The sequence below is a fragment of the Schnuerera sp. xch1 genome (genome assembly GCF_019931165.1).
In the GTDB taxonomy this organism is placed as follows: Bacteria; Bacillota; Clostridia; order Tissierellales; family Tepidimicrobiaceae; genus JAIOUP01.
In genome coordinates this window covers 191,917-215,506 of record NZ_JAIOUP010000002.1, presented here as the reverse complement: position 1 = coordinate 215,506, position 23,590 = coordinate 191,917, and the positions used below count along the sequence as shown (strand labels likewise).

Sequence of the window (23,590 nt, the reverse complement as noted above, 5' to 3'; positions counted from 1 at the left end):
TATGAAAATATTTGTAAAGAAGGTATTTGATTTATCAGATATTAGATATCCATGGTTATTAATAATATCTATGTTGATTTTCATATTTTCACTTTATAATAATAAGATTAATCCAAATATAGATATAATAACTGAATTGTTAACATACGGTACAGCTATTGTAACTGCATTTGTATGGAGTATTTTAAATTATATTGATCATATAAAGCTTAGTGTAATATACAGAAAAAATAATGATATTGAAACGTATGTAAATAGTCTAGTAATGAAAAAAGAAGATAAAGAAGATCTTAAAGAGTATTTAAATGATTTTGTAAAGGATCTTGAATCAGAGGGTAAAACAGAAGAAGAAGCTATAGAAATTGCTATTGGTCAGTTTCAAGTGAAAGAATTCACTTCACTTTCTAAAAATAACGGAATTTTTGAACTTCCTGTTCACTATTATCTTATTGGTTATATTATAATATTTGTAGCTGCAATAGTAATAATAGGGATTTTTACAAACACAATTTTAAGGGATTCTTTTTTGCTAAAAGCTATTAATTTTATGTTTAATTTATATTCTATCGGTTTTATAGTTGTATTATTTTTGTATAAATTAATGGATATTTTTATTAAAAAAAAGATGTCTTATTAATAGAAAAAGAGCTATGCTACCTAAAAGCATTACTTTAAATGGTATAACTCTTTTCAGTTGAAGGATTAAAAATTTTTCTACGTATACCTAATGATATTAAGTACCTTAAATACCAGTTAAAAACATGAAAATTTCTCAAATTAATTAGCATATTTATGAACGGAGGAAATAATATGGAAGACATTATTTTAGAAATTATAAATCAATTTGGTTACTTTGGCATTTTTTTGCTAATAGCTGTTGAAAATATATTCCCACCAATACCATCTGAAGTAATCTTAACTTTTGGAGGATTCATGACTACATTTAGTAGTATGGATAGATGGGGAGTTGTTGTATCTGCTACAATTGGATCAGTTTTAGGAGCAGTCATATTGTATGTTTTTGGTAGAGTTTTAAATATAGAGCGACTTGAAAATTTTTTTGGTAGTAAACTTGGGAGGATATTACATTTAAAAAGAGGAGATGTTAGAAAAGCAGGAAAGTGGTTTATCAAATATGGTAATAAAGCAGTATTTTTATGTAGATTTATTCCGATTGTACGGAGTTTGATATCTATACCAGCGGGAATTTCTAAGATGAAATTTAGTAAATTTTTATTTTTAACGATAATGGGGACGTTTATTTGGAATGTAATATTAATATATTTAGGTAGATTTGCAGGAGAGGCTTGGGAAACAATAGTTTTTTATATAGATTTTTATTCTATAATTGCAATTATGATTTTAGCAAGTACTGTTTTTGTTGCTGGGGTTCTTTTTATAAAGAAGAGATTTATAGAAAACAATAATAAAAAATAGAATGATACTCTTGTAGTGTATAGTATTTAAGGATCAGTTGTAGCAACATTTAATAAATGTAAGAGATTTACTTATGGGAATTAGAGGAATAATATAATATAAATGGACTATTTTGATATCTTCTATCTTCATAGAACCAATATTAATCATCTGTAATCCAAGAAATAATGCATAAAGTTAACACAGACGAATAGCATGCTCGATATTATATATGATATAAAATCCCTTGACAGAAACGAATTTCTAGCATATTATATACTAAAGTTATATTGTTGAAAAAACAATGAAGAGAAATAGTAAAAATGTCCCCTTATTTCAGAGAGGAAATCGTAGGCTGAAAGATTTCTATAAGAGCATTTTGAACCCGTCTCAGAGTTCTGGATCGAAGTGATTTATAGAGAAATAAACCTATTTAAATGTGAGATTTATAGTAGATACCAGCGGTTGCCTGTCGTTATTAGGTTTAAGAGGATAATTTTATTATCAATTAAGGTGGTACCGCCGATAACCTCGGTCCTTTTTATAAGGATTCGAGGTTTTTTATTTTTAAATGAGGAATATAGAGAGGAGATTATAATATGGCGAAGGACAAAAAACTAGTACAGGAAATTACGTCTATGGAGGTGGATTTTCCACAATGGTACACAGATATTGTAAAGAAAGCAGAATTGATCGATTATTCTAGTGTAAGAGGATGTATGGTCATACAGCCTTACGGATTTGCCATTTGGGAACATATTAAAAGTCAGTTGGATAAAAGGTTTAAAGAAACGGGACATCAGAATGTATATATGCCAATGTTTATTCCAGAAAGTCTACTTCAAAAAGAAAAAAGTCACGTAGAAGGATTTGCTCCAGAAGTAGCTTGGGTTACTCATGGAGGAAGTGAAAAGTTAACAGAACGACTTTGTGTCCGTCCAACTTCTGAAACCTTATTCTGTGAACATTATAGCAATGTGATTCAATCTTATCGAGATCTTCCAAAGCTTTATAATCAATGGTGTTCTGTCGTCCGATGGGAAAAAACAACCCGTCCATTCTTAAGAACTCTTGAATTTTTGTGGCAAGAGGGTCATACAGCTCATGCAACAGCAGAGGAAGCAGAGGAAGAAACTATAAGGATGCTTAATATTTATGCGGAAGTATGTGAAAAGGTATTAGCAATTCCTGTAGTAAAAGGACGAAAGACGGAAAAAGAAAAATTTGCTGGAGCACATGCTACTTATACGGTCGAAAGTCTAATGCATGATGGAAAAGCTCTTCAATCTGGAACTAGCCATAACTTTGGAGATGGATTTGCCAGAGCTTTTGGAATTCAATATACAGACAAAAATAATGAACTTCAATATGTTCATCAGACTTCTTGGGGAATGACAACCCGTGTTATTGGAGCTATTATCATGGTTCATGGGGATAACAGTGGACTGGTATTGCCTCCAGCAATAGCTCCAACTCAATTGGTGATTATTCCAATTGCTGCCCATAAAGAAGGAGTACAGGAAAAAGTTAATGAGTTAGAAGAAAGATTAAGCAAAGTTGCTAGAGTAAAATTAGATGATAGTGATAAAAAGCCAGGATGGAAATTTAGTGAATATGAAATGAAGGGTGTTCCTTTGCGTTTGGAAGTAGGACCTAGAGATATAGAAAAGAATCAAGTGATATTGGTTCGAAGAGATACTCGAGAAAAGATATTCGTGTCTATGGATGAATTGGAAACAAAAGTAGTTGAAATACTAGAACAATTCCAAAATGATCTATTAGAGAAAGCAAGAAAACACAGAGATGCCCATACTTATGTGGTTCAAAGCATGGGTGAATTTAAAAAGGTTCTTAATGAAAAACCAGGATTTATCAAAACTATGTGGTGTGGAGATGAAGCTTGTGAAAAAGAAATAAAAGAGGAAACAGGAGCTACTGCTAGATGTATTCCATTTGAGCAAGAGAACCTTTCTGATCATTGTGTATGCTGTGGAAAAGAAGCCAAACATATGGTTTATTGGGGAAAAGCTTATTAATTGAATATTATAATAAGAGCCACCACTTTTAGGTGGTTCTTATTATTAAAAGTAGTTATAAATTCTAATTAGAAAATAATGCTTGAGTATATTAGGGAAAGTAAAAGATTAAACATGGGAGGAATAATGTTTTATGGATCGAATAAGAGAATGGATTGAAATACTTAAGGATATTATTAATGAAATAGAAAATTTTCAAGGAGGACTATTATGGATTTATTAGAACTTATTATAGATTTTCATATAGATGGAAAGCGACAGGGCCCAGGTAGTGATGAAGCGACTAAAAAGGCACTTAGCTTCATACCACAGTTAAATGAACATTCTCAAATATTAGATATTGGTTGTGGGACTGGAGCTCAGACAATGATACTTGCACAGAATACAAATGCAAATATAATAGCAGTAGACATGCTCCCTCAGTTTTTAGGGAGGCTAAATAAGAAAATTGATGATAAAAATCTCAATAATCGCGTTGGAACAAAATGTCTATCAATGGACAGTTTACCCTTTGAGGAAAAATCATTTGATGTGATCTGGTCAGAGGGAGCAATATATAATATAGGTTTTGAAAAAGGACTATCACAGTGGAGAAAATATCTCAAAGATAATGGATATATTGCTGTTTCAGAAATTTCATGGCTTACAGATACTAGACCTTCTGAAATTGATGAATATTGGATAAATGCTTATTCTGAAATAGACACTATCGATACAAAACTTTCTATTATTGAGAAATGTGGTTATACTCCGATTACTCATTTTGCATTGGATGATCATTGTTGGATAGATAATTACTACAAACCGATATTTGAAAGGTCGGAAGCTTTTATTAATAAATATAATTATTCAAAGGAAGTAAAGGAATTTGTTGAAGCAGGGAAAATTGAAGCCGAAATGTATACAAGGTTTAAAGAATATTATAGTTATGTATTTTACATAGCTAAGAGAGTTGGTTAAGTATATACTGATAGTATATATTAGCATTTACACAATATAATCAGCGTTATAGGCGAATAAAATGCTTATGGAGGAATAAACATGAAGGAAAACAAATATGATGATATCCTGCTATGGGCATTTTAGTATGGAATCTGGTATTTGTAGGAGCAGGATATCTCTTTGGAGAATCAGTTCTAAAAATTTTTGTATAGGAAAATGAGATGAGTTAAATCCTAAAATATCCAGGCATTAGGGAAAATACATTTTAAGAGATATAAGCAAAGATTTTTTAAGTAGGTTATTGATTTTGGCGACAACCTACTTTTACTATATAATGAATACGTATATCTCATGAATTTAAATATAAATGGGGGAAATATTAATAAGTATGAGAGGTGTTGGCGTGAAATTTATAATACCAATATTAGTAGGAGCAACTATCGGATATATTACCAATTGGTTAGCTATAAAGATGTTATTTAAGCCTCATGAGGAAAAAAGGTTTTTAGGACTTCATATTCCTTTAACTCCTGGGCTTATTCCTAAGGAAAGAAGCAGAATAGCCAAAAGTGTAGGAGAGACGGTAGGAGTCTATCTTTTATCTCCCGAGATTATTATGAATTCTATATCAGACAATAGGATAGAAGTTTATATCAAAAGATGGGCTGAATCCAATATATATAAGTTAAAGAAGGAAGATAGATCTATAAAATATTTTATCTCTAATTTGAGCTATGGCAATTATAATAATATGCTAAATGGTATTAAAAATAAAATTGGAGACTTTATTTGTACTGAAATCAGGAAGGATAAGTTTAAGCAAGGAGTTATGGATTTAATAAAGGAGAATATTTTAGGTAAATCTATAGAAAATTTATATGCTTTTTTAGATGAAAAGTTGGGATTGCTTTTATCTGAGCTACCCACTTCTAATGGGGCAAGAAATTTATTAAAAAGTGGTATAGAAGATAAGCTGATCGAATTAACTCAAGATGAAAGAACATTATATGAAATTGTTCCAGAGTATTTTATCAATACTATTAAATATTTCATTAGAGAACATGATGAAGATATTACTAATATATTGAGAGATATGTTTAATGATCAAACAATGGAAATAAAAATTAAAGAATCAATTAAAAACCATGTGTCTCAGAATATGAACAGGATAATAGCTGTATTTATGAATTCTGATGTAATTTCTGATAAAGTATATAGTATGATTAAAGAATATATAAACAAACCTCAGATAAATGAGAATATTGCAGATATGATTACGACAGCAGTTGATAAAATGCTGGAAAGCAGAGTAGACAATATATCTAAGGAGATTCTATCCAAAATTGGAGAAGAAGAAATATTAAAGCTTTCTGATAGTATATTAGAATATATATCTAATGAAAAAAATCAGAGGGAAGTTCTTGATATAATGAGTAAAAAAATTAAATCTCAGGAATCAGAAATTCAGAATGATATGCTTAATTTATTATCCAATGAAATTGAAAGAATTCTAAATTCGGAAGCATTATACAATAATATATACGCAATTATAGATAATACTATAGAGATTATAATAAGTAAACCTATTTCATCAATGGCTGAGAATATGAATGAAACTTCAATTACAAATATCATTAAATTTTGCATAAATATATTTAATAATTTTATAAAAAATAAATTAGTTCATATAGTGGAGATGTTTAATATTTCTAAAGTAGTAGAAGAGCAGATAAATAGTTATGATTTTGATTTTGCCGAAGAGCTTATACTTGAAATAGCCCATAGAGAATTGAGAGCAATAACTTGGCTTGGAGCATTGCTAGGAGGGATAATAGGATTTTTATCTCCGCTATTGCAGATGATCTAGTGGATGAGAAGACAGATTCCTTATTTTAATTCAGAAATGATCTGAATACAAAAAGAGCTGAGAGGTTTCTCAGCTCTTTTATAACGAATAGAAAAGTTCTTACTTATAAAACATTAATCAATATGAACTTTCCGTCTATGAGTTTCAAAAAAACTACCTTCGAATGCTTCGATAGAAGCTTTCTTTATTAATATTTGATAAATTTTGAACCGTCAGCATTACAGATACTACATTTTCCAGGTACTGACTTTTCAATATTTCCACAAACAGGACATACATAGTAGAATACTTCTTCTGTTTCATCAATATTCTCTAAAGCTTCTTTATATAGCTTTGCATGAACCTTTTCTGCTTCCATAGCATAAGTAAAGGTTTGAACTGCTGCCTTATTTCCTTCTTCCTTAGCTATTTCAATAAAGCCAGGATACATACTTTCAAATTCAAATGTTTCACCATCTACTGCATCCTTAAGATTATCAGGTGTTGATCTAACCTTATCTGCTACCTCAAAATGTTTAAGTGCATGTAGAGTTTCAGCATAAGCAGCAGCTTTAAATAATTTAGCTGCATTAGTATTTCCACCAGCTTCAGCTTTTTTAGAATATGCTAAATATTTTCTATTTGCTTGCGATTCTCCAGCAAATGCCTCCATAAGATTATTAAGTGTTTTGCCTTTTTCCATTTAAATCTCCTCCATTTCAAATTAGTTAATATTTTTAAAGACTATTTTGTCTTTATTCACTAGCATCTTTTTTTATACACTTTGGACATAGTCCTTTAAAATAAATGTCTTTTTGATTAATTTGAAAATTACTTAAACCATCTATTTTAAATGAATTAAAGTCTATGTTAAAGTCAAATATTATACCACAAGATTCACATTTAAAATGTCCATGATTTTTAATTGTGACGTCATATCTGGCTTCATTATCGCCTATAGTTATAACCTTTACTAAATTTGAATCTGCCAATGTATTTAAAGTATTATAAACTGTTGTCTTTGATAATGTAGGAACTTCCTTGCGTAGATCATTATATATTTGATCGACAGTAGGATGAATCCTATGATTGTTGATATATTCTAAAATCTTTATTCTTTGGTAAGAGAGACGAATTTTTTTCTTTTTTAATTTATTTGTTAGCTCTTCCAAAGTCATATTCATATGTTTCACATCCTTAATATATTTAGGATTACATCAAAAAGACAAATCAGTAATAATTACTATATTGTAACGATTACAAATTAATTATAATTCTAAATTAACAAAATGTCAAGTGGAATTTTAATTTATTTTTGCTTTCATTATATAGTCGGAATAAGTTATTTTATAAGGATATCTACATATAAATTAATAGGATAGTGTATGTTTCTAATCTAACAATTATAAAAACATTACATTGCACTAGTAACTAATAAATGATATTATTTATAATTATGGAGAGAGGCTATTGCTATGAATATGGATTTGCTCAAATTACAGCTTTGACGGATTGATTGTCTTTGTAGGTTTATTCTTTATCCATAATTGATATAGTTTTGTACGAAAGTTTAGGTAAGTGTAATTTAGAATTTTATTATTAACATTTGTTTAGAAAATTAGTAATATGGAGGTAAAATATCGTGGCTATTATTGAATTATTGAAGGTTGTTATTTTGGGAATTGTTGAAGGAGTTACAGAATGGTTACCGATTAGTAGCACTGGCCATATGATTTTGGTTGAGGAATTCATTGAACTGAATGCTTCAGAAGCATTTAAAGAAATGTTTTTTGTAGTTATTCAATTAGGTGCCATTATGGCTGTGGTCCTTCTTTATTTTCACAAATTAAATCCTTTTTCACTTAAAAAATTGAAACAAGAAAAAATAGATACTATAAAGATTTGGTATAAAGTAATTGTAGGAGTTATTCCAGCGGCAGTATTGGGTTTGTTATTTGATGATTGGTTGAACGAACACTTGTATAATTATCAAACTGTTGCAATTACGCTAATATTTTATGGTATTATGTTTATTATTATTGAGAATCGCAACAAATATCGTAGAAGCAATATTAAAACTTTTAATGATTTGACCTATAAAACTGCATTTTTAATTGGAATGTTTCAGGTATTATCTTTGATTCCTGGAACATCACGTTCAGGTGCAACAATTCTTGGTGCGATTATTCTTGGAACATCAAGGCATATTGCTGCTGAATATTCATTTTTTTTGTCTATTCCAGTAATGTTTGGTGCAAGTGCATTAAAGCTAGTAAAGTTTGGATTTAGTTTTACTGGCATGGAGATTATTATTTTATTGGTTGGTATGATTGTAGCTTTTATTGTTTCTGTAATAGCTATTAGATTTTTAATGAGATATATTAAAAACAACGACTTTAAAGTATTTGGTTGGTATCGTATTGTTTTAGGTATATTAGTAATTAGCTATTTTATTTTAGCTAGATGATTTGGTGAATAATATATTATATTTATTTTCAAGTAGTTCCCTAGGGATATACAAATCTATGTACAATAATTTTTAGGATTAGCAAACAGTATGAATAATATTATTGCTGATTTGTAAAAATATCTTTAGGAGGTGTTTAATGATGTCTATTAATTTAACTCAAAAAGAAAAAATGCTTTTACAAGATCAAAAGAGTCATGAACAGGTATGTGTAGAAAAGTATACTAATTATGCTAATCAGGCTCAAGACCCAGAGTTGAAACAGCTGTTTACTACATATGGTGAACAGGAGCAGCAGCATCTTAATACAATAAACCAGATACTATCAGGGCAGGTTCCTAATATGGATCAACAGGGACAGCAACAAGGACAACAACAGCAAAATCAACAAACAAGCACACAAGCTCCAGGTAAAACAGGAATGGATAATCAAAATGATGCTGCACTCTGCAATGACATATTGATGACAGAAAAGTATGTTTCAAACACATACGATACAGCAATATTTGAATTTAGAGATACAAATATTCGTAATGCACTTAATCATATACAGAAAGAAGAACAACAGCATGGAGAAGGTGTTTTCAACTATATGCAGAGTAAAGGTATGTACAATGTACAATGATAGTAAAAATATAAATTTAATGCTAGCACTACCTTATTGGTAGTGCTCTTTAAATATAAGTAATAACTACAAAATTTTTAGTATTGTTATCTAGCACATATATTTTAAATTTTATTAGAATGCTGCTTTGTATAGAAATAAAGCTTTTGGTTATTAACTATATTTATAGTACAAAATATAAAGTATAAAATATAAAATACTTTAAGGTGGTGTACCTTTGAAAGTTAGGCTAGGCTATGTTGCAATTGCTTTGGGACTTCCTAACGTTACTTCTTCAAGCAATGTAACGTATACATATTATAAAAAATTAACTACTAAAGAGAAAAGAATAAATAGACTTAAGAAAGTTTCATATTCCAATGTTACAGATTTAAGAAAGATACTTGAGTATAATATTAAAAACAATATTCATTTTTATAGGATAACATCTGCTCTTATTCCTCTTGCAACTCATCCAGATGTAAACTGGGATTATAGAAAGATATTTTCTGTAGACTTTAAACTTCTTGGTGATATGATAAAAGATAACGATATGAGAGTGGATACTCATCCTGATCAATTTAATGTAATCAACAGTGTAAATGATAAAGTAGTAGAAAATACTAGAAGAAATTTATGGTTCCATGTCAACTTGTTTAATGATATGAAATATTCCCTTGGCAAAATGGTACTTCATATAGGAAGTGCTGCAGGAGGTAAAGAGAAAGCTCTTAAAAGATTCGAAGATAATTTTAAAAGTTATCCTAATGAAATAACATCTAAATTGATTTTAGAAAATGATGATAAAACATTTACTGCCAAAGAAACTCTTAAGTTGTGCAAAACCTTAGGAGTTCCCATGGTATTGGATGTTCATCATCACATATGTAATAATGATGGTAATAATATAAAAAATATATTGCCTGAAATATTTAGTACATGGAATGGGGAAGTGCTTCCACCAAAGCTTCATTTTTCAAGTCCAAAGAATGGTACTAAAGATAGAAAACATGCAGATTTTATTGATGCAGATCATTTTATAGAGTTTATAGAGACTTGTAAGTCGTTTAATAGAGATATAGATATTATGATAGAAGCAAAAAAGAAGGACTTAGCTTTGTTTGACCTTGTGAATTCAATAAAAAATTTGAGGAAGGATTGGAAGTGGATAGATTCTTCTACATTTGAGCTTTAAAGTGAGGTAATTTAGTAGATAAATATGATTTAAAAATGAAAGAAACTGCAATGAGACTGTTATCGGATCGAATAATAATCTTGAAAAAATGACACAACAAGAATATACTGAAATTAATAGGTTAGAATAAGCTCATGCTGGGATAATTTAAGTTTATATAGGAGCATAATAAAATAATATCAAAGTTAAGGGGGAGTTCTGAATACATTACAGAATGAAATAAACATATATATCGGGGGGATATAATGGAAAGATGTTTATTATCTGTAGATTGGGATTATTTTGTTTCTACAAAAAGTGAAAATTTTGGGTCATATATAGAGAATAAAAGAACTATTATTGACTTATGGTATAAACGATATATTCAATCGAAGACATATGGGAAGGATATCCGAGACTTATTTCACCTATCTTCAGAAGTTAATAATTTTTGGAATAAGATTAAATGCTTTTATAGATTTGAAAAAGATATAAGGGTTTATGTTTCTGATTCTCATACATTATCATATACTATAGCTAAAGATAACAATTGTAATGTAGTGTATCTTTTCGATGCACATGCAGATTTAGGGTATGGAGGTCTTTCATCTCTTGATTTTGAAGTTAACTGTGCAAATTGGCTTGGTAAGCTTTTCAAGAATAAAGAAATAGAGGAAGCTCATATTATTTATAGTCCGTTTACGTTTGAGGAGCCTAAATATTTTCAGTTAATGAATAATATTTACAATATTGATTATCCAGAATTTAAGGATTTAGACACTGAAATAAATGTATCGGTAATTCATATCTGTAGGTCAGGTGCTTGGACACCTCCTTGGTTTGACAAAAAATTTATTGAGTTTGTTAACGAATTAGATATTCCCTATAAAGTTATTGAATGTCCTTTAAGAAAATGGAGCACAAAAGATATTAGCTATTCTGATCAATTACATTATATGATGGCTTAAGCTATAATGGATAAGGTATAAATGAGTACTTTTACTCACTTATATCAATTATGTATTTATTAAAACATAATTTTGACAAAAGCTATTGATAATGATATTATTATAAAAAATAAATATTTTGGGAGCTTATATAGGCTGAGAGGAAACGATCGTTTCGACCATACCTGATTTGGATAATGCCAACGTAGGGAAAAGTTTGAACTTATAGGATGTATTTCTCTGGCAGATACATCCTTTTTTATGTTTATATGTTTATACAGGCCTAATCGATATTCTATTTGATACTAAATGGGGGTTATTTCTTATGTCAAATATTAAAAAGCTAGTTCAGGCAGGGATATTAATTGCTGTTGGGGTTGTCTGTTCTAGTTTTTATATACCAATTGGATTAGCTAAAGTTTTTCCTGTTCAACATTTTATTAATGTGTTGGGAGCAGTAATATTAGGACCTGCATATGCAACGAGTATGGCTTTTGTAACATCGCTGATTAGAGTTATGATAGGTACTGGAAGCTTACTTGCATTTCCAGGGAGTATGTGTGGTGCTTTGCTGAGCGGATTGTTATATAAATATACTAAAAGAAGTATCATGGCATTTTTAGGAGAGATTGTAGGAACTGGAATCATTGGAGCATTATTAGCATACCCGGTAGCAACTCTGTTTATGTCAAAAACAGCAGCTCTATTTGGATTTGTTATACCATTTGGAGTTAGTTCAGTTGTTGGAGCAGCTATGTCTATTGTATTAGTTATCACATTTAAAAAAACAGGGATGTTTATAGAATAGAACTTAGGAAACAAAGAAGTAGGCTAATATAATTCAAAGAGTATTATGCAAATAGAAATGAATAAGAGGTAAAATATATGGTTTTAAAATATTAAAGAAAGGGTGAAAAAAATTATGATTACGGAAATGTTAGAAAATGTAAATGTCAGTTCTCCGTTAGTACATAATATAACAAATTATGTAACTGTAAATGATTGTGCCAATGCACTACTTGCTTGCGGAGGTTCTCCTATTATGGCTGATAATGTGTTAGAAGTTGAAGATATTACATCAATTAGCAATGCTTTAGTAATTAATATTGGAACATTGAATGAACGAACTATAGAGTCTATGATTAAAGCTGGGAAAAAGGCCAATGAAATTAATATTCCTGTTATATTTGATCCTGTAGGAGCAGGAGCATCTAAATTAAGAATGGAAACAACATTTAGATTACTTAAAGAAATAAAGTTTTCAGTTATACGTGGGAATGTTTCTGAAATTAAAGTAATTGGTGAAAAAAGCATCGATAATAAAAGTAGAGGAGTTGATGCTAGTGTTTCAGATAAGATAACAGATAAAAATCTAGATGAATACGTTATATATGCAAAGAATTTATCTAAAAAAATAGGTTCAGTAATTGCAATAACTGGAGCAATAGATATTATTGCTTATAATAATAAAGCTTTTGTCATAAGGAATGGACATCCAATAATGAGCAAAATTTCTGGTACTGGTTGTATGTTGTCCTCAATAATTGGCGCTTATTGTGGAGCGAATTATGATAAACTTCTTGATGCCACGGTAGCTGCTGTTTCTATAATGGGTATATGTGGAGAAAAAGCATATGAAAAAATGAAAGAAAATAGTAGTGGTACATCTTCGTGTAAAGTGCATTTAATTGATTATATAAGTAGAATAAACAAAGAAATATTAGAGGAGCGTGCAAAAATTGAAATTAGATAAACATTCAATGCTTTTGTATGCAATAACAGATAGAAGATGGTTGAGACAACACAATCTTTCATATGAAGTGGAAGAAGCATTAAAAGGAGGAACAACATTCGTTCAGCTTCGTGAAAAGAATATAACATTTGATGAGTTTGTTAAATTGGCTAAAGATATTAAAGCTGTCACTGATAAATATAAGGTTCCTTTTGTTATAAATGACAATGTAGACATTGCTTCTATTATTGATGCTGATGGTGTTCATATTGGGCAAGACGATGAGGGAATCAAAACTGCTAGAGAAAGATTAGGAATAAATAAGATAATTGGAGTATCAGCAAGTACTGTTAAAGAAGCAATTGAAGCGGAAAAGAATGGTGCTGATTATATTGGTGTTGGCTCAATATTTAATACTACATCAAAATTAGACGCTGATAATGTTTCTTTAAGCACTTTAAAAGAGATATGTAAATCTGTGAATATTCCAGTTGTAGCCATAGGAGGAATATCTAATAACAATATACTAGAGCTTTCAGGTAGTGGCATAGATGGTGTTGCAGTTATTTCTGCAATTTTTGCCCAAGTTGATATCAAAGAAGCAACACGTGAATTATTGAAATTATCAAAACAAGTAGTGGATATAAAATAAGAGGGCGATTTTTTGAATATCACACCAAATATATTAGGTCCATGTTCTTTATATGCTAGATACCATAAACGAACAGTTTTTTATTAGCACCAATTTTTTTTGAAATATTCTTAAAACTAAGCTTACCTTTTTCATAATCTCTACAAGCTTGTATTTTTATTTCCTTACTAAACTGTGATTTTCTTCCAATAAAAAAATACCTCCAAGTAGATAATCTAATTTTAATTAATTAGACTGTCTACTTTGGAAGTATCATATCATTCATCCTAGCTTTTATATTGAGAAGTTTATCTTTCGAATACAAATTCTCCGTCAACCATTGTTTTTTCAACTTTAATATCCTTAATTTCAGATTCATCTATAGTGAATATATCCCTATTCAATACTATTAAATCAGCTACATACCCAGGTTTTAATCTTCCTTTAAAGTCTTCCTTAAATTCGTTGTAGGCACTTCCAATTGTATACGCATCAATAGTATCTTGAAGACCCATTTTTTCATTTGGATAGAATCCCCCTTGTGGACTTCCATTTATTCTCTGTCTTGTTACTGCGCAATAGATATTTGGAAATGGATTGCAGTCTTCAACTGGAGAATCCGTTCCTAAACTTACCGGTGCTCCTAATTTGTAAAGGGTGTTGAAAGCATATGAAGTACTTGCCAATTCTTTTCCAACACGATCTTCTACGATTTGAATATCATAATCTAAAAATATAGGCTGATACATAACTGGGATATTTAATTTAGCAATCCTATTTAATTGTTCCATACTGGAGATTTGACAGTGAACAATTCCATGACGAAGTCGATTATTGTTGTTTTTCTCACTCTTCATAGTATTTTCATAAGCATTAATGGCACCTTCTACAGCACCATCGCCGATTGCATGAGTTACTACCTTGATTTCATTTTCTGTAGCTAAATCACATAAATCCTGTAATTGTTCATCGCTTAATGCGGCTACACCTCTGGTGCCCGGAACATCCTCATAATCCTTCAACATTAGAGCAGTTCTTGCTCCGAGTGAACCGTCTTTGAATAATTTTAACGCACCTTTTGAAAGAAACTTTTCATCATATTGTCCTGTTTTAAATTCTGTTCTTAAATAATTTTTAAAATCATTTATATCTTGAAAATTAAATTGATGACTATATCTTAACTTGGTTTTTTTGTTATCGTATATATTATGAATAATTTTGAACATTTCTATATATTTTTTGTTCATAATATCACATGATTGAATGGATGTTATTCCGACACTTAAAGCATAATTAGCGGCTTTTAGAAATTCTTTTTCTATTGTATCATTATTCTTTTCTGGGATAGCTGATTGTATTAGTCGAACTGCATTCTCGTTAAATACGCCATTTGGTTTTCCATCATCTCCAAGTTCAATTGTTCCACCATCTACAGTTGTCTTTTCATCAATACCCAATATTTCTAGAGCTTTTGTATTTCCAACTGAAACATGAGCACAAACTCTATCAAAAACAATTGGGATTTTTGTGGATATTTTATCTAGGTCAAATCGGGTTAATAGGCGCTTTTCACCTGAAGTAAAGTGGTCTTGATTCCATCCTCGGCCACCTAAGGCAGTTAAATATTTATTATTTTTTAAGAAGTCCTTACCTAATTGAATGATTTCATCTATTGATTTAGCTTTTGTTAAGTCGCATGATGTAATGGCAGCACCTATCATAGAAAGATGCATATGGCTATCGTTAAAACCAGGTAAAACAGTTTTCCATCCGAGATCTATGATATTATCTGCACTATTTGCAAGTATTTTTTCATTGGTTCCAACTTGTTTGATAATACCATCTTGAATGAACAAAGCTTCTTGGAAGTTATTCTTTTCAACATATATTTTACCGTTTTTTAAAATTGTCCTCAAAATACCATCTCCTTATTTTCCTTGGCAGCTTTATTTTTTCTATCAAAATAAATATAAAATAATACACCTATGGCTGGAACAGATAAACCTATTATTGAAGTTAAAGGATCTTCAATCAATGTATTTATCATTAGCCCTACGAATACAAGAGTTGTTAGAACTACTGTAATAGGATAACCAATTACCCTATAAGGTCTGTTTAAATTAGGGAATTTTTTTCTGTAAATTATAACTGCAAATACTCCTAATGTATTAAATAACATTCCAGTAAATACAACTAAAGAAGTTAACTGATCCAAATTTCTTAATAGTACTAGTGCAATAGATATTATACATTGCACAGTTAAAGCATTATGAGGTACTTTATATTTAGGGTGTAATTTACCAAAACCTTTAAAAAAATGACCTTCTACGCTCATTGCATAGTACATTCTTGGGAAGGCTAATATACAGCCGTTTAAAGCTCCAAACATTGCAACCAACATTCCTATTGCTACTAAGATGCTACCAGATTTGCCCATCAACTTTTCTGCTGCATAGGTACCTAGATAATATTCATTGTTTCCTATAAGATTTTCAATTTCATTAATGGGGATAACCTTATATATGGAATAATTAAAAAGTGCATATAATGCTGTTATTGAAACTATTGAAATAATAATAGCAAGGGGTAGGTTTTTTTTAGGATTTTTGACTTCTTCAGCTACTGTATTTAAATTTGTCCATCCTTCATAAGCCCATAAGCTAGCAACAACAGCAAAGGCTATCATATTAATAATTGAGCTAAAATTTACATTACCTGTTTTAGGGGTTAGGCTCAAATCTGGCGATACTTTTCCGAATAAAAGCCCTAATATCATTATAATACCAATAGGTATCAATTTTGCAATCATAGAAGCATTTTGTAGTTTTGAACCAAATTTAACTCCAAAATAATTTACTATAGTTAGTGCTATAATTAGGGCAATAGCTACAATCTTAATAGCCCATTCTCCCATAGGGAAGATGACGGTTAAAGCGCTTGGCAATGCAATTGCTATAGCAGCAATTGAACCTGGACCACCGATTAACCAAAGGTTAAATCCATTTAAGAAACCAATTAAAGGTGAGTAGGCATTAGTCAGATATACAGCTAAACCGCCTGCACGAGTATCTGAAGCACCCAATTCAGCGTAACAAATGCCTCCAAATAATGAAATTAGACCTCCTAAAATCCAACTTAAAAGAGATAAGCCTAAGTTCATTTCAGTTCTCATGAGTACATATGATCCTAAGTAGAATATTCCTGACCCTACCATAATGCCGCCTAGGATACTGACACCGCCAAATAGACTAATTTCTTTTCTAAAATCTGAAACTATTGTTTTGGTTAATTGCTCTGAGTTATTGTTCAAAATTTTCACCTCCTAAGTTCTAATATTATTAAGATAATAAAAAAACACCTAACGGGTATGTCAGGCGCTTTTAGAAATAGCGAAATTAAAAGACATTCCCATCCTCCTTTTTTGGCCCTTAGTGAGATAGCACACATCAAAGTATTGGGCAAATACAATGATGACAGTTCTACACCTATTCGATGCAGTCCCAGCATCAGATTTTGGTATCTGATGCTTCGGCGATAGTTCCTTTCACTATATATCATTGGCTTCCGGCCTTAATATAGTTACTCTTAACAATCGCGCCTCTACCTCACCCTTTGAGGATGAGGATTTTTTGAAGTTTTAAATATGATAACATTATAGAAAGATATCGTCAATAGGAAATAAGAACATTTATTTTTATTTAAGCATAGATTTAATTATAATCTTTCTTTTGATTCTATGTTGTTTTTAACACTTTCATTTAAATATGCATACCTTTTATCCAATGGCTCTATAGATTCTATTATGGATCCACCAAGACATATCTCATTTTGATATAATACTGCTACTTGACCTGGTGTTACTGCTTTTACAGGATTATCATATTTTATATGGATATTTCCATCTTCTAACATATCCACTGTAACAGGTATATCTGATTGTCTGTATCTAAATTTAGCTGTGCACTTTAGAGGGAACTTAGGAGCTTTTTCAAGAATCCATTTAGGAGATTCTCCAATCATAGATACTGAATATAGAGCAGGATGCTGATTTCCTTGTGCTACATAAAGAATATTTTTCTTTAAATTCTTACCAGCTACAAACCAAGGTTCTCCTGTTCCTATTCCACCTAAACCTATTCCTTTTCTTTGACCTAATGTATAGTGAATAAGCCCGCTATGTTTTCCTAGTTTGTTCCCGTCTACATCTACAATATCTCCTTCTTTTGCTAGGAGATACCTATCTATAAATTTATCAAAATTTCTTTCACCTATAAAACATATACCTGTTGAATCCTTTTTTTCGGCAGTGTATATATTATGCTTTTCAGCTAATTCTCTAACTTGTTTTTTTTCTAAGTGTCCTACAGGGAATATGGTTTTAGATAGAGCTTTTTGCCCTATTCTTGATAGGAAATAGCTTTGATCTTTATTTTTATCTTTTCCTCTGAGAAGATAATAATCACCATTTTTTTCTTCAACCTGTGCGTAATGTCCCATAGCTATATAGTCTGCATCTAATTTTAAAGCATAATCCAAGAATGCATTAAACTTTATTTCTTGATTACACATTACATCAGGATTTGGAGTTCGTCCTTTTTTATATTCATCCAAGAAGTAAGTAAACACTTTATCCCAATATTCTTTTTCAAAGTTAATGGTATAATATGGAATACCTAATTGACTAGCTACTCTTCTTGCATCATTAGAATCTTCTGTTGCTGTACAAACACCATATTCGTCTTTTTCGTCCCAATTTTTCATAAATAGTCCAATGACTTCATATCCTGCTTTTTTAAGTAATAGAGCTGAAACTGACGAGTCAACTCCTCCACTCATGCCTAATATTACTTTTTTTGCCATATAATCATCCTTTTTAAAAATCTTGTTATATTTAATATAAATATTATACTATAGTATTCTCTTGTTTTATAGTGATTATTGAATCTATAAAAAATACTTTTTAAAATACATAGTGAAATAAAGGACTTTTATAAACAATATAGAATAATATATAATAAGATATGTATACGGAGGCGATGTAGTGCAAATGCTGACTATTACCAAGAGCATTATTTCTTTATTCTTAATAATGTTAGTTGGAATTTATGCAAGCAAAAAAGAAATTATTACTCCTAAGATTAATAGAGATTTAATAAATATTCTTCTTAAAATAATACTACCAATTATGATTATTTCTTCTTTTGCATTTTCGTATAATGATACCATAAAGAGCAATGTTGTTAAGACCTTTTATTATAGTTTTATAACATATGTTATAATAATAATTATTTCATACATACTAACTATGCCGATAGAGAGGGATAAAAGAACTATATTACATTTTGCTAATGTATTTACCAACACTGGATATATTGGTTTTCCGATATTAGATGTTGTATACGGTTCTGAGGCTGTTATATATGGTTCTGTATTTAATATGTTTTTTGTAATATTTTTATGGACATATGGGATTATGGTTTTTAAAGGTAAAATGGAGAGAAAAGAATTAAAGCGAGAAGTTGTTAAAACTCTTTTAAATCCAGCAGTTATAGCAGTGTATTTTGGAGTAACAATTATGACATTTGATATTCAACTACCAGATGTAATTATATCAAGTATTGATTCAATAGGAAATATGACAGCGCCATTATCTATGGTAATAGTTGGGGCAATGATTTCAAATGTAAATATTAAGAATTATTTAAAGGATTGGACAATATATTATGGAATAATAATTAAAATAATATTGATACCAGCTATTTTGTACATTATTTCAGTACCGCTAAATGACAATTCAATGGTTATTAATTCCATAATTATTTTAGCTTCAATGCCATCTGCAGCCATGGTTCCAATATTTGCAGAAAATTTTAATGTTTTAAAGGAGTATGCGACTATAATTATGGTAGTAACTACTTTTTTATCAATATTTTCGTTGCCCGTATTACTAAATATAATAATATAAAGAAATTAATATATAATAAAAAATCTTTAGAAGAGGATCATCTATTAATAGATGGTCCTTAAATTTTGATTAACAAAAATTTTTGTTATAATTATTGCATATTACGTCACGTTATATGGTTTAATAATATAGGGAGGAACTTTCATGGGAAAAGAAAGAAAATTTTCTATAGGAGAAATTGCTAAGTTAACAGGTGTTACTATTCGAACATTACAGTATTATGATAATATTGGGTTGGTTCCATTGAAAAGAGAAACTACTAATGGACATAGATATTACAGAAAATCTGATTTGACAAGATTACAACAAGTTTTATTTTATAAATCATTAGGGCTTCCAATTAAAAAAATTCAGGAGATAATTGTAAAAGCAGTTACAAATAAACAAATTACTGCAGTTTTAGAGAAGCAACGCGACATTTTCTATCATAAATTAAATGATTTAAAGATGAATATATCTCTCATCGATGCATGTTTGGCAAATATAGAGGGAAATAAGTCATTTCCTATTGGGAAATTGGTACAATTAATGATTTCTTTAAATAAAGGTAGTATTTTTGAGTATAAAAATGTTAATTTTTCTGAAGATATTAATAATATCTTTATGAATCATTATGAGAATACTGAAGAAATTATCGAAATCTATTGGAATTGGAAGTTACTTATTGTAGAAGCTGTTTCACATATTTTAAATAATGTTAACCCTAAGAGTGAACAAGGTAGAAAATTTGCAAGAAAATGGATTAATATGATATCTCAAATAACTGATGAAGACCCAGAGTTATTGGAAGCACATAAGACATCATATAAAAACCGTACTCAATGGCCAGAGGAAGATCGTAGGTTAATGGAGTTTGCAAATAAATTTATTGATGAAGCGGTAAAGTATTATTTATCCAATTTCAATGATGAAGGAGGAGAAAAGTGATTAAGCTAAAAAAACTAACTAAGATTTATAAAGATAAAGTTGCTGTAGATAACTTATCTTTAGAGATTCAACCAGGAGTTGTTACAGGATTTCTAGGACCTAATGGTGCAGGGAAATCAACTACAATGCGTATGATTTTAAATCTGACAAATCCTACACGAGGAGAAGTATTGATTGATGATGAACGATATAATAACTTACGACATCCAATATCTAAAATTGGGGCTTTAATTGATGCTAATACCGTTAATCCTAAATTAACTGCTAGGCAGCATTTGCAATTAATAGCAACAGCTAGTGGTATTTCAACTAGTAGAGTAGATGAAATGCTACAAAAAACAGGAATAGAAAAAGTAAAGGATAAACAGATTGAACAATTTTCTTTGGGAATGCAACAACGTTTAGGAATTGCTGCTGCACTCTTAGGTGATCCTGAAACTATAATATTAGATGAGCCATTTAATGGGTTAGATGTTGATGGAATTAAGTGGTTACGAAAGTTAACTAAGGATTTGGCTAAAAAGGGAAAAGCTGTATTGATTTCAAGCCATCTTATGAGCGAAGTTCAGGCTATTGCAGAAAGAATTATTGTTTTGGCACAGGGAAAACTTATAGCAGATATGACTATAGAAGAAATGTCCCGAAGAAGTTTAAGTATGTACTTAAGAATAAGAAGTGAAAATAATTTGTTTCTAAAAACATTATTAGAGAAAAGTGGAGCACATATCCAATCGGCTAATATAAATACTCTATCTGTTAGAGATGTAAAGATGGAAAAGGTAGGACTAATTGCAAAAGAAAATAATATTGCAATATTTGAGCTAACAAAGGTACAGCCTTCATTAGAAAAACTTTTTACAGAGTTAACTGTTGGTAAAGTTGATTATAGTTCCGAAGATAATTCTAGTAAAAGAGAGGGTGTTGAAAGATGATAACTAAATCAAAAAAAGCTTCATTTGGGAAATTGATTCAATCTGAATATCAAAAAATCTTTTTTCTTAAATTTTCCAAGATATTTATTGGATGTTTAATTATAATAAGTTTACTAATGGGTCTAATTTTTTCATTAACTACAAACGTTACACAAGGGAAAGCAATTACTGAATTATCACCTATGAATATAATTTCAGCTAATATGTTGGGAATTGATGTAGCTACAATAATGTTAATTATTTTTACAGGTATGTCAATTTCAAAAGAGTTTTCAACAAAATTAGTTCATGTTTCATTAGCTGTAACACCTAATCGACAGAAGTTCTTTTTTGGTAAGTTCATAATTTATCTTATATTGTCATTACTAGTAAGTATAATTGTAACACTTTTAACTTGTGCAGCAGCGGAATTGGTTCTGATAACTAATGGGTTACCAACAGTTTCATTTTTTGATCCAATGTTTCGTCAGTTTGTCTTTGGTAGTATGTATATGCCTGTTTTTTACTGCCTTTTAACAGTAGCGGCTACATTTATATTTAGAAGTAGTGGAGGAGCAATTACTTTTTCTTTAACAATAATGTTTATTCCTGGATTAATTAGTATGTTCTCTGATACTATTCAAAGATTAATTATTCCTATATTACCAGTGTCAGCATTGCATAGTATATCTGGCGTAGCTGAAAAGGAGTCTTTTGAACTATTAGGTATAAGTACAAGTATACTTTTATTACTTGTATGGATTGTTATAACATCACTAATTGGGATTTTTCAATTTGAAAGAAAAGATGTTTAACAAGACTTCACTATCTTTTTTTATTAAAAAAATATATAATGGGTATTAAGTTACAAATTTGTAACTTAATATCTATTATAGGAGGCAGAAATGAAATTACCAGAACTTAAAATAGGAAATTTAATTTCTAAGCTACCGATTGTGCAAGGTGGTATGGGAATTGGCATTTCCTTATCAGATTTAGCAGGTAATGTTGCCTTGAATGGAGGAATAGGCGTATTATCTGGTGTTGAGATTGGCTTTGATGAGTCAGATTATTATAAAAATAAGAAAGAAGCAAATAAAAGGGCCTTAAAGTATCATATAAAAAGGGCTAAAGAAATATCAAAAGGGGGTATTATTGGAATTAATATAATGGCAGTGTTAAATAATTTTGACGAAATAGTCATAGAATCTGTCAGAGAAAAAATAGATATAATCTTTTCAGGTGCCGGGCTACCATTAAATTTGCCTAGATTCACTAAAGGAACTGATACAAAGGTTGTACCTATTGTTTCCTCTGACAGAGCTGCTACTTTGATATGCAAAACATGGGATAAACGGTATAGTCTAATACCAGATGCTGTTGTACTAGAGGGACCAAAGGCAGGGGGACATTTAGGATTTTCGAAAAAGGAACTAAAAGATCCTTCTAATAACTTAGAAAATTTACTAGTCAAGGTTTTAGAAGCAATAAAACCATATGAACAAAAGTATGGAAAAAAGATTCCTGTAATTGCTGCAGGAGGAATAATGAATGGGAAGGATATAGCTAGGATGATAAATTTAGGGGCATCAGGAGTTCAATTAGGTAGTAGATTTGCAGCAACTTATGAGTGTGATGCATCAGATGTTTTTAAGGAATCGTATGTAAATGCAGAAAAACAAGATTTAGTTCAAATTAATAGTCCAGTAGGATTAATTGGGAGGGCTATAAATAATAAATTTATAGAGGATACAAAAAATGGGCTCAGAAAACCTATTAAATGTATTACAAACTGTCTAAAGCCATGTAAGCCTACTGAAGTCCAATATTGTATAGCAAATGCATTAATTAATGCGCAAAAAGGAAACCTTAATTCTGGATTTGTTTTTGCAGGTGCTAATGTCTATCAAATAAATGAGATAATGTCAGTAAAGGATCTAATGAAAAAGTTAGTTGAAGAGGCAAAGTTACATCTTAAATAATAAAAATACT

Annotated in this window: 22 protein-coding genes, 2 riboswitches and 1 other annotated feature; of the genes, 17 read left to right on the top strand and 5 right to left on the bottom strand. The window is 30.1% G+C overall.

Annotated features, from left to right (window positions below):
- Position 1: 1 nt before the first annotated feature.
- The 5 genes from K8M07_RS03395 (at position 2) to K8M07_RS03375 (ending at position 6,261) form a co-directional block, all read left to right on the top strand.
- Positions 2-637 (top strand): hypothetical protein, encoded by a 636-nt coding sequence (locus tag K8M07_RS03395; protein WP_223376480.1) that lies wholly within the window; start codon positions 2-4, stop codon positions 635-637.
- 173 nt (positions 638-810) lie between these two features.
- Positions 811-1,437, top strand: coding sequence for a DedA family protein (locus K8M07_RS03390; RefSeq protein ID WP_223376479.1), 627 nt, complete (start codon positions 811-813; stop codon positions 1,435-1,437).
- A gap of 274 nt (positions 1,438-1,711) precedes the next feature.
- Positions 1,712-1,959: a binding site (T-box leader), on the top strand.
- Between the two features lie 56 nt (positions 1,960-2,015).
- Positions 2,016-3,452 (top strand): proline--tRNA ligase, encoded by a 1,437-nt coding sequence (gene proS / locus K8M07_RS03385; RefSeq protein WP_223376478.1) that lies wholly within the window; start codon positions 2,016-2,018, stop codon positions 3,450-3,452.
- Positions 3,453-3,662: 210 nt separating this feature from the next.
- Positions 3,663-4,412: a class I SAM-dependent methyltransferase gene (locus tag K8M07_RS03380; protein WP_223376477.1), complete on the top strand. Its 750-nt coding sequence runs from the start codon at positions 3,663-3,665 to the stop codon at positions 4,410-4,412.
- A gap of 385 nt (positions 4,413-4,797) precedes the next feature.
- Positions 4,798-6,261 (top strand): DUF445 family protein, encoded by a 1,464-nt coding sequence (locus K8M07_RS03375; protein ID WP_223376476.1) that lies wholly within the window; start codon positions 4,798-4,800, stop codon positions 6,259-6,261.
- A 187-nt stretch (positions 6,262-6,448) separates the two neighbouring features.
- Here the strand turns inward: K8M07_RS03375 and K8M07_RS03370 are convergent, their stop codons facing one another.
- A complete protein-coding gene (locus tag K8M07_RS03370) occupies positions 6,449-6,943 on the bottom strand; it encodes a rubrerythrin family protein (RefSeq protein ID WP_223376475.1) in 495 nt (164 codons plus the stop codon).
- A gap of 52 nt (positions 6,944-6,995) precedes the next feature.
- Entirely contained in the window at positions 6,996-7,424 is a 429-nt protein-coding gene (locus tag K8M07_RS03365; protein WP_223376474.1) for a Fur family transcriptional regulator, read from the bottom strand.
- Between the two features lie 458 nt (positions 7,425-7,882).
- On the opposite strand from K8M07_RS03365, the gene K8M07_RS03360 reads away from it, so the two are divergent.
- The 7 genes from K8M07_RS03360 (at position 7,883) to thiE (ending at position 13,816) form a co-directional block, all read left to right on the top strand.
- Positions 7,883-8,707 carry an undecaprenyl-diphosphate phosphatase gene (locus tag K8M07_RS03360; protein WP_223376473.1) on the top strand — a complete coding sequence of 275 codons (825 nt, stop codon included), beginning with the start codon at positions 7,883-7,885 and terminating at the stop codon, positions 8,705-8,707.
- Between the two features lie 139 nt (positions 8,708-8,846).
- Complete coding sequence (locus K8M07_RS03355) at positions 8,847-9,332, top strand: spore coat protein (RefSeq protein ID WP_223376472.1); 486 nt, start codon at positions 8,847-8,849, stop codon at positions 9,330-9,332.
- Between the two features lie 217 nt (positions 9,333-9,549).
- The gene (gene uvsE, locus K8M07_RS03350) at positions 9,550-10,506 is read left to right on the top strand and encodes a UV DNA damage repair endonuclease UvsE (protein WP_223376471.1); all 957 of its coding nucleotides are present in this window, start codon (positions 9,550-9,552) and stop codon (positions 10,504-10,506) included.
- A 245-nt stretch (positions 10,507-10,751) separates the two neighbouring features.
- Positions 10,752-11,453, top strand: a complete 702-nt coding sequence (locus K8M07_RS03345) for a hypothetical protein (RefSeq protein ID WP_223376470.1) — start codon at positions 10,752-10,754, stop codon at positions 11,451-11,453.
- 108 nt (positions 11,454-11,561) lie between these two features.
- Positions 11,562-11,661, top strand: a riboswitch (TPP riboswitch).
- A gap of 96 nt (positions 11,662-11,757) precedes the next feature.
- Positions 11,758-12,240, top strand: coding sequence for an energy coupling factor transporter S component ThiW (thiW, locus tag K8M07_RS03340; RefSeq protein WP_223376469.1), 483 nt, complete (start codon positions 11,758-11,760; stop codon positions 12,238-12,240).
- 114 nt (positions 12,241-12,354) lie between these two features.
- Positions 12,355-13,185 (top strand): hydroxyethylthiazole kinase, encoded by an 831-nt coding sequence (gene thiM / locus K8M07_RS03335; RefSeq protein ID WP_223376468.1) that lies wholly within the window; start codon positions 12,355-12,357, stop codon positions 13,183-13,185.
- Positions 13,172-13,816, top strand: a complete 645-nt coding sequence (gene thiE, locus K8M07_RS03330; RefSeq protein ID WP_223376467.1) for a thiamine phosphate synthase — start codon at positions 13,172-13,174, stop codon at positions 13,814-13,816. The genes thiM and thiE overlap by 14 nt, the downstream gene beginning before the upstream one ends.
- 287 nt (positions 13,817-14,103) lie before the next feature.
- Here the strand turns inward: thiE and K8M07_RS03325 are convergent, their stop codons facing one another.
- The 3 genes from K8M07_RS03325 to mnmA form a co-directional block, all read right to left on the bottom strand.
- The gene (locus tag K8M07_RS03325) at positions 14,104-15,711 is read right to left on the bottom strand and encodes an amidohydrolase (RefSeq protein ID WP_223376466.1); all 1,608 of its coding nucleotides are present in this window, start codon (positions 15,709-15,711) and stop codon (positions 14,104-14,106) included.
- Positions 15,708-17,105, bottom strand: coding sequence for an APC family permease (locus K8M07_RS03320; RefSeq protein WP_223376465.1), 1,398 nt, complete (start codon positions 17,103-17,105; stop codon positions 15,708-15,710). The genes K8M07_RS03325 and K8M07_RS03320 overlap by 4 nt, the downstream gene beginning before the upstream one ends.
- Before the next feature lie 119 nt (positions 17,106-17,224).
- Positions 17,225-17,406, bottom strand: a riboswitch (Lysine riboswitch).
- Positions 17,407-17,509: 103 nt separating this feature from the next.
- Positions 17,510-18,655 (bottom strand): tRNA 2-thiouridine(34) synthase MnmA, encoded by a 1,146-nt coding sequence (gene mnmA / locus K8M07_RS03315; RefSeq protein ID WP_223376464.1) that lies wholly within the window; start codon positions 18,653-18,655, stop codon positions 17,510-17,512.
- A 187-nt stretch (positions 18,656-18,842) separates the two neighbouring features.
- On the opposite strand from mnmA, the gene K8M07_RS03310 reads away from it, so the two are divergent.
- The 5 genes from K8M07_RS03310 to K8M07_RS03290 all read left to right on the top strand — a co-directional run bounded on the left by K8M07_RS03310 (position 18,843) and on the right by K8M07_RS03290 (position 23,580).
- On the top strand, positions 18,843-19,760 hold the full coding sequence (locus K8M07_RS03310) for an AEC family transporter (RefSeq protein ID WP_223376594.1): 918 nt from the start codon (positions 18,843-18,845) through the stop codon (positions 19,758-19,760).
- A 144-nt stretch (positions 19,761-19,904) separates the two neighbouring features.
- Positions 19,905-20,687: a MerR family transcriptional regulator gene (locus K8M07_RS03305; RefSeq protein WP_223376463.1), complete on the top strand. Its 783-nt coding sequence runs from the start codon at positions 19,905-19,907 to the stop codon at positions 20,685-20,687.
- On the top strand, positions 20,684-21,619 hold the full coding sequence (locus tag K8M07_RS03300; protein ID WP_223376462.1) for an ABC transporter ATP-binding protein: 936 nt from the start codon (positions 20,684-20,686) through the stop codon (positions 21,617-21,619). The genes K8M07_RS03305 and K8M07_RS03300 overlap by 4 nt, the downstream gene beginning before the upstream one ends.
- Positions 21,616-22,413 (top strand): hypothetical protein, encoded by a 798-nt coding sequence (locus K8M07_RS03295; protein ID WP_223376461.1) that lies wholly within the window; start codon positions 21,616-21,618, stop codon positions 22,411-22,413. The genes K8M07_RS03300 and K8M07_RS03295 overlap by 4 nt, the downstream gene beginning before the upstream one ends.
- A 90-nt stretch (positions 22,414-22,503) precedes the next feature.
- Positions 22,504-23,580 carry an NAD(P)H-dependent flavin oxidoreductase gene (locus K8M07_RS03290; protein WP_223376460.1) on the top strand — a complete coding sequence of 359 codons (1,077 nt, stop codon included), beginning with the start codon at positions 22,504-22,506 and terminating at the stop codon, positions 23,578-23,580.
- Positions 23,581-23,590: the final 10 nt, after the last annotated feature.

Bases quoted from the DNA above. Each gene is read 5' to 3' on its own strand.
- K8M07_RS03310 (WP_223376594.1), top strand. From the start codon at position 18,843: ATGCTGACTATTACCAAGAGCATTATTTCTTTATTCTTAATAATGTTA.
- K8M07_RS03355 (WP_223376472.1), top strand. From the start codon at position 8,847: ATGATGTCTATTAATTTAACTCAAAAAGAAAAAATGCTTTTACAAGAT.
- proS (WP_223376478.1), top strand. From the start codon at position 2,016: ATGGCGAAGGACAAAAAACTAGTACAGGAAATTACGTCTATGGAGGTG.
- K8M07_RS03295 (WP_223376461.1), top strand. From the start codon at position 21,616: ATGATAACTAAATCAAAAAAAGCTTCATTTGGGAAATTGATTCAATCT.
- thiW (WP_223376469.1), top strand. From the start codon at position 11,758: ATGTCAAATATTAAAAAGCTAGTTCAGGCAGGGATATTAATTGCTGTT.
- K8M07_RS03390 (WP_223376479.1), top strand. From the start codon at position 811: ATGGAAGACATTATTTTAGAAATTATAAATCAATTTGGTTACTTTGGC.
- thiM (WP_223376468.1), top strand. From the start codon at position 12,355: ATGATTACGGAAATGTTAGAAAATGTAAATGTCAGTTCTCCGTTAGTA.
- K8M07_RS03395 (WP_223376480.1), top strand. From the start codon at position 2: ATGAAAATATTTGTAAAGAAGGTATTTGATTTATCAGATATTAGATAT.
- K8M07_RS03345 (WP_223376470.1), top strand. From the start codon at position 10,752: ATGGAAAGATGTTTATTATCTGTAGATTGGGATTATTTTGTTTCTACA.
- K8M07_RS03365 (WP_223376474.1), bottom strand. From the start codon at position 7,424: ATGAATATGACTTTGGAAGAGCTAACAAATAAATTAAAAAAGAAAAAA.
- mnmA (WP_223376464.1), bottom strand. From the start codon at position 18,655: ATGGCAAAAAAAGTAATATTAGGCATGAGTGGAGGAGTTGACTCGTCA.
- K8M07_RS03370 (WP_223376475.1), bottom strand. From the start codon at position 6,943: ATGGAAAAAGGCAAAACACTTAATAATCTTATGGAGGCATTTGCTGGA.
- K8M07_RS03290 (WP_223376460.1), top strand. From the start codon at position 22,504: ATGAAATTACCAGAACTTAAAATAGGAAATTTAATTTCTAAGCTACCG.
- K8M07_RS03380 (WP_223376477.1), top strand. From the start codon at position 3,663: ATGGATTTATTAGAACTTATTATAGATTTTCATATAGATGGAAAGCGA.
- K8M07_RS03305 (WP_223376463.1), top strand. From the start codon at position 19,905: ATGGGAAAAGAAAGAAAATTTTCTATAGGAGAAATTGCTAAGTTAACA.